Here is a 16,724-nt window from a genome sequence, read left to right as displayed (position 1 = left end):
AGCAAATTAATAGCAAATACCGCTAACTTGTCGGACTTTAGTGAGCGAACATTAAGATTTAATCTTATCGGGCGCGTATTTGCAAAAAAAATAGGACTCAACTTTCTTTTACCTCTGAATACCGGTAACATGCAAGAGCCTGGCGAACATTCAGCCAAAAAAAACAAGACTTCTCCCGGTCAAGAGGGGCTTGCCAGAATCGTGTCCGAAATGGAGACGGACGACAACATGAGGAAGCTCGCCGAAAAGCTTTTCGCCGAGTGGAAGCAGCCCCCTGCAACTTCCGAAAGCGAGCCGGATCTCACATTTGAAAGCTTTTCTGAAAAGATAAAGGAGCGAAATGCTCAGTAATCGTACCAATCCCCCCACCAGTTTTGCAGCTTTTTGCGGATTTCTTCCTCCCGCGCATTTTTTCCCGGCTCGAAGAATTTACTGCCTTTGATTTCATCCGGCAAAAAGTTCTGTTTGGCAAAATTGCCTTCGAAATCGTGTGAATATTTGTACCCTTTTCCATAACCGATCTGCTTCATTAATTTGGTAGGTGCATTACGCAAATGCAATGGTACCGGTAAATGCGCAGTGTTTTTGGCAGCTTCCATCGCATCGCCGATCGCCACGTAACTGGCATTGCTTTTGGGTGAAGTGGCCAGATAAATAGCCACTTGCGAAAGGATGATCCTGCATTCCGGATAACCGATCACATTTACGGCCTGCATACATGCATTAGCCATAATTACTGCGGTAGGGTTTGCGTTCCCAATGTCTTCCGACGCCATGATCAGCATTCGTCTCGCAATGAAAGAAGGATCTTCGCCGGCTACGATCATTCTTGCCATCCAATACACAGCGGCATTCGGATCGCTTCCCCGGAGAGATTTGATAAATGCCGAGATGATATCATAATGCTGCTCTCCCGACTTATCATACCTGGCGATATTCTGTTGCGCAACCTCTGTTACCCATTCATCATTGATTTCGATTTTTTTAGCTTCGCCTTTGCCGAGTACCACAAGTTCGAGCAGGTTAAGGAGCTTCCGGCCATCGCCGCCCGAGAGCCGCATTAGTGCATCGTAAGATTTAAATTTGATGCTTTTTTCTTTCAGCCACTGGTCTTTTTCCAATGCCCGAGAGATCAGATTTTTCAATTCCTCCTCACCGAATGCTTCGAGAATATACACCTGGCAACGGGATAAAAGTGCCGAATTGACTTCGAATGACGGATTTTCAGTAGTAGCGCCGATCAGCGTTACCTGGCCTTTTTCCACAGCTCCCAGTAGCGCATCCTGCTGGCTTTTATTGTAACGGTGAATCTCGTCGATGAAAAGAATCGCCGGAAAAAGTCCCGAAGGTCTGGCCAATACTTCCCGAAGATCTTTTACCCCGGAACTGATCGCGCTTAAATTGTAAAATTGCCTTTTGGTAGTTTCCGCAATCAGCAAAGCCAATGTGGTTTTTCCTACTCCGGGTGGTCCCCAGAAAATCATGGAGGGAATAGCATTCTGTAATATTGCCCGGCGGAGCGGTCCTTTCGGGCCTAACAATTTCTCCTGGCCGACGAAATCGTCCAGTGTCCTGGGGCGAAGGCGCTCGGCAAGAGGAGTGGTTAGTGTGGTCATTGAAGTGTATTTAGTTTGTTTTTGGTAAAATAAGTAACAAAAAAAGCGTGGCTAAGTTCGCCACGCTCGTATTCTGAAATGTGTAAGCCTTAGAAAGTAAGCCTGTCCAGCGTCATTTGCTTTTTCAGGTTACCCAATGCACCGAAAACCAGGTTGTACACCGACTGGATATTGATTTTCATCAGATCGGCGATCTCGTGGTTGTTCAGGTTCATATAAAATTTAAGAAAAATAGCTTCACGCTGGCGACGTGGCAGACCGTTGATCGCTACGTTCAAATGCTGGTTCGTCGATTCGAACTCTTCCTCGGAGATCAGGTGATTTTCGTGCGAAGGCGTGTTGATATGCCAGTATTCAACCGGAATATCTTCATTGCTCGTATGCTTTTGCTGTGCATTCAAGTGGCGAACCAGCTTTCTTTTGATAGACGCCATCAAATAGAACCGGACGGAAGTGGTGTCACCCAGCGTCATTCGGTTTCTCCATAGTTCCACGAAGAGGTCGTGAATGCAATCTTTAATTAATGGTTTGTCAATCGTAAACTGTGAGCAATACTGGTAAAGAATGTGAACGTAAGAGCGGTACAGGCATGCGTAAGCATTTTCATCGCCTTTTCTGAACTGATCCCAAAAACAGAGTTCTTCTTCTTGCTTGTAGCGTAGGTGAGCCATTGTTTGGAAAGGATTTTGATTGGGGTTAGGAATTGAATAATGAAATAAGGGTCATTATAACACTTGTAAATATATTTATAAAAAAACGTATTTAAAAAATATTTTCACCCTAAAATTATATTTCAAAGTTTAATCTTGCTATTTCTTAAAATATGTAACTTATCAAATACTTAATGGGATAAATTTGAAATTTTCACCGTCAAAAGGGCCTTTATCGCTCAGTTTAAGAGAAGGGATCACCAGCAGCGCCATGAAAGAAAGTGTCATGAAAGGCGATTGTAAAGTTGATTTCAGTTCATTTTTAACAAATTGATCAATCTCCGTGTAACCGGCCGCTACTTTATAACCATCTTCATCGCTCATCAAACCTGCGATTGGAAGGGCTAATAGCTTTTGTTTGCCCTGACCAACTGCCGCCACGCCTCCTTTCGCCCCGATAATCAGGTTAACTGCCTCGGCTATACGCTCGTTGTCCACACCGACCGCAATGATATTATGCGAGTCGTGCGCGACCGAGGAGGCAATAGCGCCTCCCTTCAAACCGAAATTTTTGATGAATGCCACAGCCGGTTTTGCATCATTGTAACGGTTTACCACCACGATCTTCAAAATGTCAATGTCCGGGTTGCTTTCTATTGCATTGTGAGAAATAGTGAGCTGCTCAAATGCCTGTCCGGTAATCAGTTGACCGTCGAAAGCCTCAATTACCCTTACTTCAATTTGCTCACCGTTTGCATTATCATAGTTTAATGCAAAATCGCCTGCTGTTTTCGGCAGGCAGCTAAAATGGTTCGGATGGTCACTTTGCAGGTCAGGGATGTTGGAAATGCCATTTTCGGCCACTTTCTTGCCATTAATCCACGTCTGCAACAAATTGAAATTTTTCAAATTGTCTATAATGATGAAATCGGCGGGGTCGTCCTCTTTCAGCAACCCAACGGGCAGGTTATAATGTAAAACGGGGTTTACACAGGCTGCGCGCAGGATATTCCATAGATCGTAACCCAAGGCAAGCGCCCGTTTGATGAGTACATTAATATGTCCTTCGACCAGGTTGTCGGGGTGTTTATCGTCCGAGCAAAACATGATCTGTTCCGGGAATTCCGCGATCAACGGAATTAGTGCGTCAAAATTTCTGGCTGCACTGCCTTCGCGGATGAGGACTTTGACCCCATAACCGATTTTTTCCCGCGCCTCATCATACGTAAAACATTCATGATCAGTACTTATTCCGTTGGAGGCATATTGTCTCGCAGCTTCGCCTCTCAACCCCGGTGCGTGTCCGTCTATTACTTTATTATAATGCTTCGCCCAGGCGATCTTTGCCATCATATCGGGATCTGCATTCAGTACACCGGGGAAATTCATCACTTCCGCCAGATAGCCTATTTCATCTCTCGCAAGTAGCTGTCCCACCTGTTCCGCATCGATCGTAGCACCGGCAGTTTCAAAAACGGTTGCCGGAACGCAGGATGGTGCGCCAAAGCAAAATTTGAAAGGCACCCTTTTTCCATCCTCAATCATAAAATCCACCCCTGGCAAGCCTAATACATTGGCGATCTCGTGCGGATCGGAAACTGTGGCGACGGTACCATGCACAACTGCCAGGCGGGCAAATTGTGCGGGGGTCAGCATGGAGCTTTCTATATGTACATGTGCGTCTATAAAACCGGGCAGTGCATAAGGTAATGCAGGATTTTCCGGACCCAGATTTTTGATGGAATCAATGTGCCGACCAGAGATTTTCAGCTCGGCTTCGTATATATTTTTTTGCAGGATATCGACAATATTAAGCTTCATAGGACGGAATTAAGATTGGTGTGGTGCCTTGAAATCGGGATTTTCCTGAATTCTTTCTGGTATTGGAGCGGGCTTTTACCGGTATGCAACTTGAAGTATTTATTGAAGTTGGCAAAATTGTTAAACCCGCTTTCGAAGCAAACCTGTGCCACGGGGATCTTTGCTTCTGACAGTAATTTGCAGGCATGACCTATCCGCAATTCGAGCAAAAACTGGGAGTACGTTTTGCGGGTGCGGCTTTTGAAATACCTGCAAAAGGAATGCGGACTGATATTGGCCACTTCTGATATTTCCTCAATCGAAATTTTCCGCTGAAAATTGCTGAGTGAGTACTGATAAATATGGTTAATGCGATCGGTGTCAAACTGATCGAATTCGTCAAGATAAGGCTTGTCTGTCAGCAGCTCAACGCCGGGGCAATGCGACAAGCTTTCCAGTATCTGCAGCAGGGCAATGATCGAGTTACCATTTTGCTGATTAAGCAACTCCCGCAGGAGCTTTTTTACTTTTTCAGTGCCATTTCCTGAGATCTTCATCCCGAGCCTGGCTTTAAAAAGCAGCTCTGCAATGGACTTGTTTTCAGGAAGGTCGAGAAAAGTTTTACCAAGAATTGCCTCGGAAAAATGGAGTACCGTTGCTTGTGCGTACAATTTACTTTCACGGTGAAAATACTTTTCATCGCAACGCCAGTAATGCGGCAGGTTGGGGCCGATCAACAGCAGGTCGCCATTTTGAAAACTGCTTATATTGTCGCCAACAAACTGAGTGCCAGATCCCTGCTCGATATGTATCAGTTCAAGTTCAGGGTGATAGTGCCAGCGATTATAGAAATAAAGCACGACATCCTGCCTGATACTGAATGATTTTTGCAGCCCTTTCGGAACTTTGAGCAGCTGTGGTTTCACAAATAATTACAAGAATCTCGTGTAAAATAGAAATATATGCCAATATAGTTGAAAAATTTGCTACGATATTCATTATCGGTATTGAAATATTATGTTGTTTTGTTGATAGATTTCAATACCATTCACCATCCTGATCTGTATTAATTGTTAAATAAATTATGGCTTCACAGCTTTTAAAAATACATCCTTCTGATAATGTAATAGTTGCATTGCGGGATCAGCCTGCTGGATCTCAGGTGTCGCTTGAAGGGGCTGCTTACAACCTGCAATATGGTGTCTCGGCCAAGCACAAATTCGTCACCGAGGATATTGATACCGGCGGCGCTATTATTATGTACGGGGTTTTGGTGGGCCGGGCAACGCAGCCGATCAAAAAAGGCGAGCCGATCACGACTTTTAATCTCAAACACGACGCGCACGATTACAGCACAGCCAATCGCCAGCCTTATTCCTATACACAACCTGATGTGAGCAAGTGGCTTGGGCGTACTTTCAATGGATATCATCGGGAAGACGGTCGAGTAGGTACCTATAATTACTGGCTGGTAGTTCCGCTCGTTTTTTGTGAAAACCGCAACGTGCTGATCATGAAAGATGCATTTGAGCGGGAGCTGGGTTACGCGCAAACAGATATGTACCGTGATCAGGTGCGGGAATTCCTGCATTTGTATCAGCAGGGAGATATGCGGACCATTAAAAATCTGCAAACTTTTGTAGATGCGCCGGTCGCAGCCAGGAAGAAACCGGAACGTCCGTTTAAAAATGTGGACGGAGTGAAATTCCTGACGCACGAAGGCGGCTGTGGCGGCACCCGGTTGGATGCCAATACATTATGCTCGCTTTTCGCGGCTTACGCGGTGCACCCGAATGTAGCGGGAATCACGGTTTTAAGTTTGGGTTGCCAAAATTCCGAACTGAAAACGCTGGAAGACGAGATCAAAAAGCGTGACCCGCATTTCAATAAACCGTTCTTCGCATTTGAACACCAGAAAGGCACCGAATACTCGCTCATGTCGGGCGCGATCAAGGAGACTTTTATGGGTTTGGCCAAAATAAATGAATTCGAAAGATCAGCTGCGCCACTTTCCAAACTTTCGGTGGGGTTAAAATGCGGTGGTTCTGACGGTTTTTCAGGAATATCCGCAAATCCGGTCCTGGGACACTTATCTGATCTGGTGGTAGGTATCGGCGGACAAACTTTACTCGCTGAATTTCCGGAACTGAACGGGGTAGAGCAGGAGCTGCTTAACCGTTGCGTGACCGAAGAGAAAGCTGCGAAATTTGAGAAACTGATGCGCGACTATGCAGGCAAAGCCGAAGCGGTGGGTTCTGCATTTGCATTCAATCCTTCCCCTGGAAACATCAAAGACGGACTGATTACCGATGCGATCAAATCTGCCGGCGCCGCGAAAAAAGGTGGGAATGCCTATATATCTGACGTGCTGAATTACACCGAAAGAGCAACCGAGCCAGGCTTGCAACTGGTTTGCACACCCGGAAATGACGTTGAAGCAACTACGGGGCAAACGGCCGCAGGAGCAAATATCATTCTATTTACAACCGGATTAGGAACACCGACAGGCAACCCGATCTGTCCCGTAGCGAAAGTAGCGACCAACTCACCGCTGGCCAACAGAATGCCCGACGTCATCGATTTCGACTGCGGACCGGTCGTAGATGGGACGCAGAGCATTGAGCAAAATGCCGAAGCCTTGCTCGAATACGTGATTAATGTCGCCAGCGGCGAGCTTACCAAAGCGCAGCAGCTCGGACAAGACGACTTCATCCCCTGGAAACGCGGCGTGTCGCTTTAAGCAGAATATCATCAATTGGCTAAGAAACGGGGTAGATATCGTCAAAAAAGGCCTTTTTCTTTAATACTAATCATTAACGCATGTTTGATTTAAGTGGAAAAACAGCGCTTGTAACTGGTGGCGCGAGTGGTATCGGTCTTGCAATATCCAAAACATTTGCAAAGCAGGGAGCTACGGTACATATATTGGAACTCAATCTGGAACTGGCGACTCAGGTTGTGAATGAAATTATTGCCGACGGTGGAAAAGCCGAAGCGCACGCACTTGATATTTCGAAACAGGCCGATGTGGTAAATGTGATCAATGCGATCGCGGCTTCGTCTCCTATTCATATTCTCGTCAACAATGCCGGAATTGCGCATATTGGTAAAGCGGATACCACTTCCGAAATTGATTTTGACCGGATTATGAATGTCAATGTGAAAGGGGTTTACAACTGTCTGATGGCGACCATTCCGCATTTGAAATCCAATGGCGGCGGCGTGATCCTGAATATGGCGTCTATCGCGGCTACTGTCGGTATTCCGGACCGTTTTGCCTATTCAACTGCAAAAGGGGCGGTTTTTTCTATGACATTATCAGTGGCACGGGACTATCTGTACGACGGGATCCGTTGCAACAGCATTTCTCCTGCCCGGGTACATACTCCTTTCGTGGATGGATTTATAGCTAAAAATTACCCTGGCAAAGAAGAGGAAATGTTCGAAAAACTATCCAAGACGCAGCCCATCGGCAGAATGGCCAAACCCGAAGAAATCGGCGCACTCGCATTATACCTCTGCTCCGACGAAGCAGGTTTCATCACCGGCTGCGATTATCTGATCGATGGGGGATTTGAGAAGTTGAATAATTGAAGGGGGCTTTTAGCTATTAGCCGTTAGCTTTTAGCTAGGTTCGATTTGAAAAGTAATATTTAACTAAGTGGCCGATAGCTAACAGACAATGGCCAACAGAAATTAACTTAAACTATAAAGGCCAACAGCTAACCGCTAATAGCCAACAGCTAAAAGCTAACAGCCAAAAAACTATGAAACTATTCCGATTTGGTGCATTTGAGCAGGAGAAACCTGGTGTTGAACTTGCTGATGGTAAAAAAATAGACGTCTCCGCATTTGGCGAGGACTTCAATGAAAAATTCTTCTCGACAGACGGTTTGAACCGTTTAACCGAATGGTTAAATACAAATGCAGCCTCCGCACCGGTTGTGGAAGACGGGTTCAGGTACGGATCCTGCGTGGCGCGGCCTTCGAAAATTGTGTGTATTGGAATGAATTACGCCAAACACGCTTACGAATCCGGTGCAACTGAGCTGCCGAAAGAGCCGATCATTTTCTTTAAATCTACCTCTGCCGTTTGTGGGCCTTACGATCAGGTTGTTATTCCAAGGAATTCTGAAAAAACAGACTGGGAAGTGGAGCTGGCGGTGATTATTGGTAAAAAAGCAAGCTACGTCGAAGAGAGCAATGCATTGGAATATGTCGCGGGTTATGCGGTGCACAACGATTACTCAGAGCGCGCCTACCAGCTCGAAAGAGGCGGACAGTGGGTGAAGGGAAAAAGCAATGATACTTTCGCACCGATCGGCCCTTACCTTGTAACTGCGGATGAGGTTGGTAACGCCAATAATCTCGACCTGTGGCTGAGCCTGAACGGAAAGAAAATTCAGGACAGTAATACTTCGGATATGATTTTCCAGGTACCATTCCTGATCAGCTACCTGAGCCAGTTCATGACTTTGCTGCCAGGTGACGTAATCACCACCGGAACGCCGGCAGGAGTAGGGTTGGGAATGAAGCCGAATGTGTACCTGAAACCAGGTGATGTCGTCGAGCTGGGAATCGAAAAGTTGGGCAACCAGAAACAGGAGGCGGTGGCCTGGAGTAGGAGTCAGGGGTAGTTATTGATCGACATTGGGTCACTGGTTGTCACTGACTGTCATTAATTGTGCGGGTAGCTAATGTAATTTCAGCCAGCACCAATGACAACAAATGACGATCAATGACAATAAATAACAAAATGTAATCAAAATCGACACTACTAACACAGCAATAATGACAATCGACAGCCACCAGCATTTCTGGGTATTTGATGAGGAGCGGGATTCGTGGATCACGCCGGACATGCAGGCGATCAGACGGGATTTTTTACCGGAAGATCTGCAACCAGTATTGAAAGCCAATGGGGTAGGCGGTTGTGTAGCGGTTCAGGCTTCTTCAACGGATTCGGAGACTGAATTTTTGCTGCAACTTGCCGAAGCAAATGATATTGTCAAAGGTGTCGTAGGCTGGGTAGATTTGTTTTCCCCGGATCTCTACGAAAAGCTTGAACGGTATTCCCAGTTTGAGAAGCTAAAAGGATTTCGCCACGTGGCGCAGGGCCAGCCCGAAGGTTTTTTACTGCAACCTGAATTTATAAAAGGAGTTGGCCAGCTGGTAGCATTCGATTTTACCTACGATATTCTGATCTACCAGAATCAACTCAAAGAAGCATTCAATTTCGCCGTCAAGCTGCCGAATGTGCATTTTGTACTGGACCATATTGCCAAACCGCTGATTAAAAACGGTGAAATCAAGCCTTGGGCCGACGATATCCGTCAACTGGCAGAGCTTCCGAATATGAGCTGTAAAATATCAGGAATGGTCACAGAGGCCGATTGGCAGAATTGGGAAAAGGCCGATTTCAGACCCTACCTCGACGTGGTATTTGAAGCATTTGGTACGGAAAGACTGATGTTTGGTTCCGACTGGCCGGTTTGCCTGGTAGCCGCCGAGTATGAAGGTACCAAAGGTATTTTAACAGACTACCTGAGTATGTTCTCAGATTCGGAAACACGGCAGGTAATGGGAAAGAATGCCATCGATTTTTACAACCTCGATATTTAAGTAAAATGAAAAGATATTGTCTCGCAGTCGATCTGGTCAATGATCCTGAAATGATCAAAGAATATGAAGCTTATCACAAACAGATCAGGGCGGAGATCGAAAAGAGTATCAGGGAAGCAGGTATCACTGTTATGGATATTTACCGGCTCGGCGACAGGCTTTTCATGATCATGGAAACCGAAGACGATTTCAGTTTCGAGAAGAAAGCAGAGATGGATGCGGCGAACGAAAAAGTGCAGGAATGGGAGCAGCTGATGTGGAACTACCAAAAAGCATTGCCCGGAGCCAAACCCGGCGAGAAGTGGGTGTTGATGAACCAGATATTTGCCCTCCCCGAAGAGAAAAACGGATTGTGAACTAGTATTTGATCAGGTTGAGCAGATTAGGCTATTTTTTACTGGTAACAATCATATCGTGCAGTTTGGTCGCGTCGCAACCGCGCCGTGCGGTGGAAGTGAAGGTAATGAGCTTCAATATCAGGCACGGGCTGAATATGGAGGAGGAATCTAACCTGCTGGATATTTTAAGAATTATATCAGACCACAAACCAGACCTGATCGCGTTACAAGCAGTTGATAGCCTGATAGATAACGGAAAAACGCAGTTTCAGCTCCGGCAGATTGCAGTGCAAACCGGAATGCACTATTTGTACGGAGAGGCCGACAGGTCTGAAAATGGGTCGCAGGGGGTGGGGATATTATCAAAATGGCCCTTCGAAAATTCCCAGACGATCCAGTTGCCGACCACGCAGGGCGCAGATCCGAAAGTGTTGTTGTGCGGCCTGGTCAATCCGGTCCGCGGGCTGACATTCCGGATGTGTAATTCCAGACTGGAATACGCGTCAATGATGGACAGGGCATTGCAGGCGGCTTATATCAATCAAATGCTCGTCAACAGCATTCAGCCCGTACTGATCGGAATGGATATGGGGGCGAGGCCCAACGAGCAACCTTATTTTTCGTTTCGCAGAAACTGGCAGGACGCAGCACAGGGGTCGCAATTGCAGACCTGGAATGAGGGACTTCCGGGCGACAGGCTCGATTACATTTTTGCATTGCTTAATAACAAAGTGCGCATAAAGAACTATAAGGTCCTGCGAAACTATCCCGGCGTGTCCGACCACTATCCCATACTTGCCACCATTGAATTTTGGTAAAAATGAATTACTCAAGCCTCAAAATCGGATTATTTATACCCTGCTATGTGGACCAGTTTTATCCGCAGGTCGGAATAGCTACCCTGGAATTGCTGGAAAAACTGGGCTGCCAGGTTACTTTTCCAACGAATCAAACCTGCTGCGGACAGCCGATGGCGAACTCCGGCTTCGAACACCTATCCCGGCCCTGCGACAATCTTTTCTTCGACCTTTTTGCAGATTGTGATTACGTGGTATCGCCCTCAGGAAGCTGTGTTCTTCATATTAAAGAACATTTGAAAGCGGATAATAAAGCTGACGAATCGAAGGTACTAAGGAAGAAAGTGTACGAACTCGTGGAGTTCATCACAGACATTTTAAAAATAGAACATATTGAGGCCGAATTCCCGTATCGGGTAGGCCTGCACCAGGGTTGCCACGGGCAGCGCGGGCTTCATCTCTCGCAAATGTCGGAACTGAATGCGGAGCCGTTTTCAAAACCTGTTTTCTTATTGAAGCAGGTAAAGGGATTGCAGCTGATCGATCTGGACAGGACTGACGAATGCTGCGGTTTTGGGGGTACTTTTTGTGTGAGTGAGGAAGCGGTTTCCGTGAAAATGGGGAAAGACAGGGTCTCAGACCATATCCGGCATAATGCGGAATTCATTACCGGTTCTGATATGAGCTGTTTGATGCATTTGGGCGGAATCCTGAAAAGAGGCAATTCCAATGTGCAGATCAAACATATTGCCGAAATTCTCAACAGTGCCGTAAAACAAATACCGGAACCCATCGCGTGAGTCCCGGCATTTTACAAAGTTTACGGAAGTTCAGAATCTGAGAACAGCTTGTTGTTAGTTGATTGAAGAAACAACGCGGCTGGTTGTAGTCAAAATATCAAACGATTGTGAAGCTTTCTCTTTTCCGTCCGTGATTTCGAAGGTATAGGTACCGTCATTCAGGGTCGATAAGTCAAAATACTTCAGATAGTTGGTGCTCACACGCTTGTTTTCTGAAAAAAGAACATTTTTATCAGTGTCCAGAATACGTACCACGACTGTATTGGAAACTGGGTTATTATATGAAACGCGGAATTGCATTGGCTTAATCTGCAGAATGTTCAGATTGTCGGAAACCGACTTCGTGTTTTCAACAGATACGTTGTTGTCCTGCGCGATTGAATTGATGGCAGAACCTGATAGAAGTAAGCCTGTTAAGGCTGCGATGATAAGAGTGTTTTTGGTTTTCATAGGAGTGAAAATTTTAATGTGTCTAAAAAAAGTTAAACTAAACTTTATTTAAGACTCCGATGCCCCGATCGAAAAACTTTGTAGTTCAAAAGTATAAGATATTGCAATACAATGAAATAGCTATTTTTTGATTTTGAAAAAGTTGTTATTTAAACAAATTCGAAACTATGAATAGTGCAATGAATGTGAATAGTGCAATCCTTATTCTTTTAAAAGTACTATTACTAAATTGTTAAGATAACTATGTCTAAAACAATCATGGAGCATTCCGAGGCTTCGGAAGTCTTCAACAGGGATGAACCGTATGTCAACTGGCATGACGAAACACTCTGGTTTGTGCGCCAGAAGCGGGATAGGTCATCCAAGCTACTACCCGAGTGGGAGGCGCTCCGCGAGACAGCCTCGCAGATCAAAAATTACGTGTTATCTAATCTGGATGAGCTGTTGGTTCAGTTCGAGGAGAAGGCAAAGGAAAACGGCGTACATGTACATTGGGCCGCCAATGCGGCGGAACATAACGAAATCGTACTGAACCTGCTCAAGCAGCACGGCATTACCGCCATGGTGAAAAGTAAATCCATGCTGACGGAAGAATGTCACATGAACGAATTTTTAACAAAGAATGGCATTGACGTAATCGATACCGACCTGGGCGAAAGGATCGTGCAGCTCCGCCAAGAGCCTCCGAGCCACATTGTTTTACCGGCCATACATTTAAAAAAGAAAGATATCGGAGATCTTTTCCACGAACATCTGGGAACAGAAGCCGGCGCAACCGATCCGCAATATCTGACCGAGGCCGCGCGCCAGCATTTGCGAGACAAATTCATGACCCGGCGCGCCGCACTGACCGGCGTTAATTTTGCCATTGCGGAAACGGGCGGGTTTGTAGTTGCTACCAATGAAGGAAATGCAGATATGGGGGCTCATTTGGCGGACATACATATTGCCTGCATGGGTTTCGAGAAGATGATCCCGAAACAGGAACATTTGGGCGTATTTCTAAGATTGTTGGCTAGAAGTGCGACTGGCCAGCCGGTTACTACTTACAACAGTCATTTCAAAAAGCCGCGCGAGGGCCAGGAAATGCATATCGTTATTGTAGATAACGGCCGGACTACACAGCTGGGGCGCGAGGATTTTCGTAACTCCCTTAAATGCATTCGTTGCGGCGCCTGCATGAATACCTGCCCGGTATACCGGAGGAGCGGCGGGCACAGCTACCACAATGCCGTCGCCGGCCCGATCGGCTCTATCCTGGCGCCCAACCTGGATATGACCAAATATGCAGACCTGCCTTTTGCAAGTACGTTATGCGGAAGCTGCTCTAATGTTTGTCCTGTTAAAATTGATATCCACGATCAGCTTTATAAATGGCGGCAGGTACTGGCGAAGGGCGGGCATGTGCCGCAAACCAAGGGAATCGGAATCCGCGCGATGTCGATGGTACTGTCACAACCTCGGTTTTATCAGTGGTCGGGGAGGCTGGGCCGGTCAGTGATGCGTACGATGCCTTTTGTTGTCAACAACAGCCTGAATCCCTGGTACAAGCAACGGGATGTGCCTGAGCCGCCGAAGGAGAGTTTCCGCGACTGGTACGTTCGTAACCGTAAAGAGTGATATGAATACAAGAGAAGAAATGCTGCATAAAATCAGGCTCAACAAGCCCGAGAGCAGGTCGCTGCCAGACAATATCCGGTTTGACAGCGATTTTGAAAATACGGAAACCAAGTTCATCGAAACGCTAACGGCGATCTACACGGAAGTTGTAGTGGTGAAAAACTGGGAAGAGCTGGCAGTCAAGGCGAGTGAATTATACGAAGGCGTGGTTAATAAAGCGACAACCATTCCCGAGCTTAATAGCTGGGCTGATTTCAGTTTAAATGTAAGTGATCCGCACGAACTGGAAATGATCGAAATTGCGATCCTTAAAGCGGAATTTGGAGTTGCCGAAAATGGGGCAGTGTGGATTTCAGATCAAAATCTTCCACATCGGGTATTGCCTTTTATTACACAGAACCTGGCCCTGGCAATCCCGCGAAGTGCAGTTGTGAACAATATGCATGACGCCTATGAGCAGCTTACTGATACTACCGGCTGGGGTTGTTTTATTGCGGGTCCCTCGAAAACTGCTGATATCGAGCAGTCCCTGGTAGTAGGTGCGCATGGTGCGCGGAGTATGGTGATTTTTTTGGTAGAAGAAGTGTAAGTTATGGACCAGGAAGTCGAGCTGAGGCATTTTCATCGCAATATGGTCGAAAGGCTGGCTCACCTGGCTGATAATCCTAAAATAGCGGCCCACGTCAGGGACAATTTTCCATCGCCTTACTCAGTCGCCGACGCGCATTTCTGGATTGATCTTTGTAGTAAAGTGAACGCAAACGCTTTTCAGCGGGCGATTTATTATGGGGATGAATTTGTTGGCGGGATAGGCGTGTTGCGGCAGGAGGATATTCACCGTAATAGTGCAGAAATAGGGTATTGGCTCGGCGAACCCTACTGGGGGAAAAACATAGCTACGACCGCATTAATCCGGATGACCGACTGGATTTTCGAAAATACATCCATTAACCGACTGTTCGCAGGCGTATTCGAAACCAACCGCGCATCGATGCGCGTGCTTGAAAAAGCAGGCTACGAACTGGAAGCAGTTCACCGCAAAGCAATTATCAAAAACGGCGCAGTACTTGACGAGCACCTGTTTGTCAGGCTCGTTTGATGATAATTACATTTATGATTAAAAACTTGCCTGAAAAAAGACCTTGGCGAGTACTTTCCTCTATTTTTGCATAGTTCACGATATTCTGTTTTCCGACCGTACCGTTTTTGACGAACGCAGAAATTACTCTTTAAACTATGCCGAAAATCATTGTTGCAATCGATGGCTATTCCAGTTGTGGCAAGAGCACAACTGCGAAACAGGTTGCAAAGCAGCTCAACTATCCCTATATCGATACAGGTGCCATGTACCGGGCTGTAACGTTGTATTTTATTCAAAATCACATTAGTCTTACAAATCCAAAAGAGGTTGAGCAGGCTCTGAACAACACTCAGATTTCGTTCAGGCGGCACGCGGAGCTGGGCCGGAACGATACTTATCTGAACGGGGTCAATGTGGAAGATGAAATTCGGAAAATGTATGTTTCTGAAAAAGTTAGCGATGTGAGTGCTATTGCGGAAGTCAGGCATGCCCTGGTCGCGCAGCAGCAGCGGATGGGCAAGACGAAAGGAATTGTCATGGACGGGCGCGATATTGGTACAGTCGTTTTTCCACAGGCGGAATTAAAGATATTTATGACAGCGGATCCGCTGATCCGGGCGCAGCGCAGGCAGGCAGAACTGCTGGAAAAGGGTGAACTCGTAGGGCTTGAAGAAATCGCCGAGAATCTCAGAATGCGTGACCATATTGATACCCACCGTACAGAAAGTCCGCTCAGGCAGGCGGAAGATGCTATTTATATTGACAATTCATTGATGACGCTGGATGAGCAGGTGGAACTGGTAGTTCGCCTCGCCGACGAGCAGATCGGGCTTTCGCTGCGCCGCCGCAATGCCGGCAAGATCTAAAATGGCTGTAACAGACTACGATTATCTGATTGTCGGGCAGGGCCTCGCAGGCACTTCGCTCGCACTGCATCTGCTCGAAATGGGCAAAAAGGTCCTGGTTGTCGGGGATGCTTCCATGCCGTCATCTTCGAAAGTAGCGGCCGGGATATTCAATCCTTTGACAGGCAAGAAATTGGTAAAAACCTGGCTGGCGGACGACCTTTTTCCATATGCCGATCAATTTTATAAGGATCTTGAAGCAAAGTTCAGCTGTAAGCTGGTTTATTCAATGCCCATTTTTCGGCCATTCAGATCGATTGAAGAACAAAACACGTATTTAGCACAAACCGCAGATCCGGCAATTTCACAGTACATTGCCGCGGACGGTCGAACCGATTTGTCGCATTATGTCGAGTCACGTTTTGGCGGCCTGGAAGTGATCCGTGCGGGTTGGGTGGATCTGCCTGTATTTCTGGAAAAAGGGCGCGACTATTTAACTGAGGCTGATTCCTATATTGAAAAGTCTTTTGATATGGACGATCTGTCTGTCGGTCCGGAGTGCATTTCCTGGCATGATCTGAGTTTCGGTAAAGTCGTTTTTTGTCAGGGTTTTTTTGGGGTAAATAATCATTTTTTCAGCTGGCTGCCATTTACGCCTGTCAAAGGGCAGATCCTGGAAGTTGCTACGGAGGAAGTTTTGCCGGAGTATATTGTAAACCAGGGAATATTTATGCTGCCAGCGAGCAGGAAGGTAATGCGGGTAGGTGCGACCTATTCCTGGGATCCCCTTAACTGGGAACCGACGATTCAGGCGACGGAAGAACTGAATGAAAAATTGCAGGCATTGCTGCGGATACCTTACCAGATCACATCCGCCGCTGCGGGTGTCAGGCCTTCGGTAAAGGACAGAAGGCCGCTGCTCGGTATCCACCCGGATCATGCCAATGTGTGCATATTCAATGGGTTAGGTACAAAAGGTGTAACGCTGGCGCCCTTTTTTGCCAGGCAGCTCGCTGAGCACCTTGAAAACGGTAAAGATTTGAATCCGTTCGTTAATATTCAGAGGTATTTTTCGTTATATTTCCGTTGAAGTCAGCCTAAGCAT

General features: G+C 46.5%; 18 protein-coding genes. 13 read left to right on the top strand and 5 right to left on the bottom strand.

The window, feature by feature from the left end; translation table 11 throughout:
* Positions 1 to 129 precede the first annotated feature (129 nt).
* Complete coding sequence (locus FXO21_RS02005; RefSeq protein ID WP_149638529.1) at positions 130 to 351, top strand: hypothetical protein; 222 nt, start codon at positions 130 to 132, stop codon at positions 349 to 351.
* Here the strand turns inward: FXO21_RS02005 and FXO21_RS02000 are convergent.
* The 4 genes from FXO21_RS02000 to FXO21_RS01985 form a co-directional block, all read right to left on the bottom strand.
* The gene (locus tag FXO21_RS02000) at positions 345 to 1,616 is read right to left on the bottom strand and encodes a replication-associated recombination protein A (protein WP_149638528.1); all 1,272 of its coding nucleotides are present in this window, start codon (positions 1,614 to 1,616) and stop codon (positions 345 to 347) included. The genes FXO21_RS02005 and FXO21_RS02000 overlap by 7 nt on opposite strands.
* Positions 1,617 to 1,705: 89 nt before the next feature.
* The gene (locus FXO21_RS01995) at positions 1,706 to 2,287 is read right to left on the bottom strand and encodes an RNA polymerase sigma factor (RefSeq protein WP_015815162.1); all 582 of its coding nucleotides are present in this window, start codon (positions 2,285 to 2,287) and stop codon (positions 1,706 to 1,708) included.
* A gap of 162 nt (positions 2,288 to 2,449) precedes the next feature.
* Entirely contained in the window at positions 2,450 to 4,087 is a 1,638-nt protein-coding gene (gene ade, locus FXO21_RS01990; RefSeq protein ID WP_149638527.1) for an adenine deaminase, read from the bottom strand.
* On the bottom strand, positions 4,084 to 4,992 hold the full coding sequence (locus FXO21_RS01985; RefSeq protein ID WP_149638526.1) for an AraC family transcriptional regulator: 909 nt from the start codon (positions 4,990 to 4,992) through the stop codon (positions 4,084 to 4,086). Before FXO21_RS01985 ends, ade begins: the two co-directional genes overlap by 4 nt.
* 158 nt (positions 4,993 to 5,150) lie before the next feature.
* On the opposite strand from FXO21_RS01985, the gene FXO21_RS01980 reads away from it, so the two are divergent.
* From FXO21_RS01980 to FXO21_RS01950, 7 genes are all read left to right on the top strand, one after another.
* A complete protein-coding gene (locus FXO21_RS01980) occupies positions 5,151 to 6,806 on the top strand; it encodes a UxaA family hydrolase (protein ID WP_149638525.1) in 1,656 nt (551 codons plus the stop codon).
* A gap of 80 nt (positions 6,807 to 6,886) precedes the next feature.
* On the top strand, positions 6,887 to 7,660 hold the full coding sequence (locus FXO21_RS01975; protein ID WP_149638524.1) for an SDR family NAD(P)-dependent oxidoreductase: 774 nt from the start codon (positions 6,887 to 6,889) through the stop codon (positions 7,658 to 7,660).
* A gap of 173 nt (positions 7,661 to 7,833) precedes the next feature.
* Positions 7,834 to 8,703 (top strand): fumarylacetoacetate hydrolase family protein, encoded by an 870-nt coding sequence (locus tag FXO21_RS01970; protein WP_149638523.1) that lies wholly within the window; start codon positions 7,834 to 7,836, stop codon positions 8,701 to 8,703.
* 154 nt (positions 8,704 to 8,857) lie between these two features.
* Positions 8,858 to 9,688 (top strand): amidohydrolase family protein, encoded by an 831-nt coding sequence (locus FXO21_RS01965; protein ID WP_149638522.1) that lies wholly within the window; start codon positions 8,858 to 8,860, stop codon positions 9,686 to 9,688.
* 5 nt (positions 9,689 to 9,693) lie between these two features.
* Positions 9,694 to 10,044: an L-rhamnose mutarotase gene (locus FXO21_RS01960; protein WP_149638521.1), complete on the top strand. Its 351-nt coding sequence runs from the start codon at positions 9,694 to 9,696 to the stop codon at positions 10,042 to 10,044.
* A 65-nt stretch (positions 10,045 to 10,109) separates the two neighbouring features.
* Positions 10,110 to 10,844 carry an endonuclease/exonuclease/phosphatase family protein gene (locus tag FXO21_RS01955; protein ID WP_225865530.1) on the top strand — a complete coding sequence of 245 codons (735 nt, stop codon included), beginning with the start codon at positions 10,110 to 10,112 and terminating at the stop codon, positions 10,842 to 10,844.
* A gap of 2 nt (positions 10,845 to 10,846) precedes the next feature.
* Positions 10,847 to 11,623, top strand: coding sequence for a (Fe-S)-binding protein (locus FXO21_RS01950; protein ID WP_149638520.1), 777 nt, complete (start codon positions 10,847 to 10,849; stop codon positions 11,621 to 11,623).
* 54 nt (positions 11,624 to 11,677) lie between these two features.
* On the opposite strand, the gene FXO21_RS01945 is transcribed toward FXO21_RS01950, so the two are convergent.
* Positions 11,678 to 12,073 carry a hypothetical protein gene (locus FXO21_RS01945; RefSeq protein WP_149638519.1) on the bottom strand — a complete coding sequence of 132 codons (396 nt, stop codon included), beginning with the start codon at positions 12,071 to 12,073 and terminating at the stop codon, positions 11,678 to 11,680.
* A 243-nt stretch (positions 12,074 to 12,316) separates the two neighbouring features.
* Here FXO21_RS01945 and FXO21_RS01940 point away from each other — a divergent pair, with 243 nt between their 5' ends.
* The 5 genes from FXO21_RS01940 to FXO21_RS01920 all read left to right on the top strand — a co-directional run bounded on the left by FXO21_RS01940 (position 12,317) and on the right by FXO21_RS01920 (position 16,709).
* Positions 12,317 to 13,693: a lactate utilization protein B gene (locus FXO21_RS01940; RefSeq protein WP_149638518.1), complete on the top strand. Its 1,377-nt coding sequence runs from the start codon at positions 12,317 to 12,319 to the stop codon at positions 13,691 to 13,693.
* A gap of 1 nt (position 13,694) precedes the next feature.
* A complete protein-coding gene (locus FXO21_RS01935; RefSeq protein ID WP_149638517.1) occupies positions 13,695 to 14,282 on the top strand; it encodes a LutC/YkgG family protein in 588 nt (195 codons plus the stop codon).
* A 3-nt stretch (positions 14,283 to 14,285) separates the two neighbouring features.
* Positions 14,286 to 14,792: a GNAT family N-acetyltransferase gene (locus FXO21_RS01930; protein ID WP_149638516.1), complete on the top strand. Its 507-nt coding sequence runs from the start codon at positions 14,286 to 14,288 to the stop codon at positions 14,790 to 14,792.
* 137 nt (positions 14,793 to 14,929) lie between these two features.
* Complete coding sequence (gene cmk / locus FXO21_RS01925) at positions 14,930 to 15,640, top strand: (d)CMP kinase (protein ID WP_149638515.1); 711 nt, start codon at positions 14,930 to 14,932, stop codon at positions 15,638 to 15,640.
* Between the two features lies 1 nt (position 15,641).
* Positions 15,642 to 16,709: an NAD(P)/FAD-dependent oxidoreductase gene (locus tag FXO21_RS01920; RefSeq protein WP_149638514.1), complete on the top strand. Its 1,068-nt coding sequence runs from the start codon at positions 15,642 to 15,644 to the stop codon at positions 16,707 to 16,709.
* The last annotated feature ends 15 nt before the right edge of the window (positions 16,710 to 16,724 follow it).

This window comes from Dyadobacter sp. UC 10, from assembly GCF_008369915.1.
Classification (GTDB): Bacteria; Bacteroidota; Bacteroidia; order Cytophagales; family Spirosomataceae; genus Dyadobacter.
This window is presented reverse-complemented; position numbering and strand designations above follow the sequence as displayed.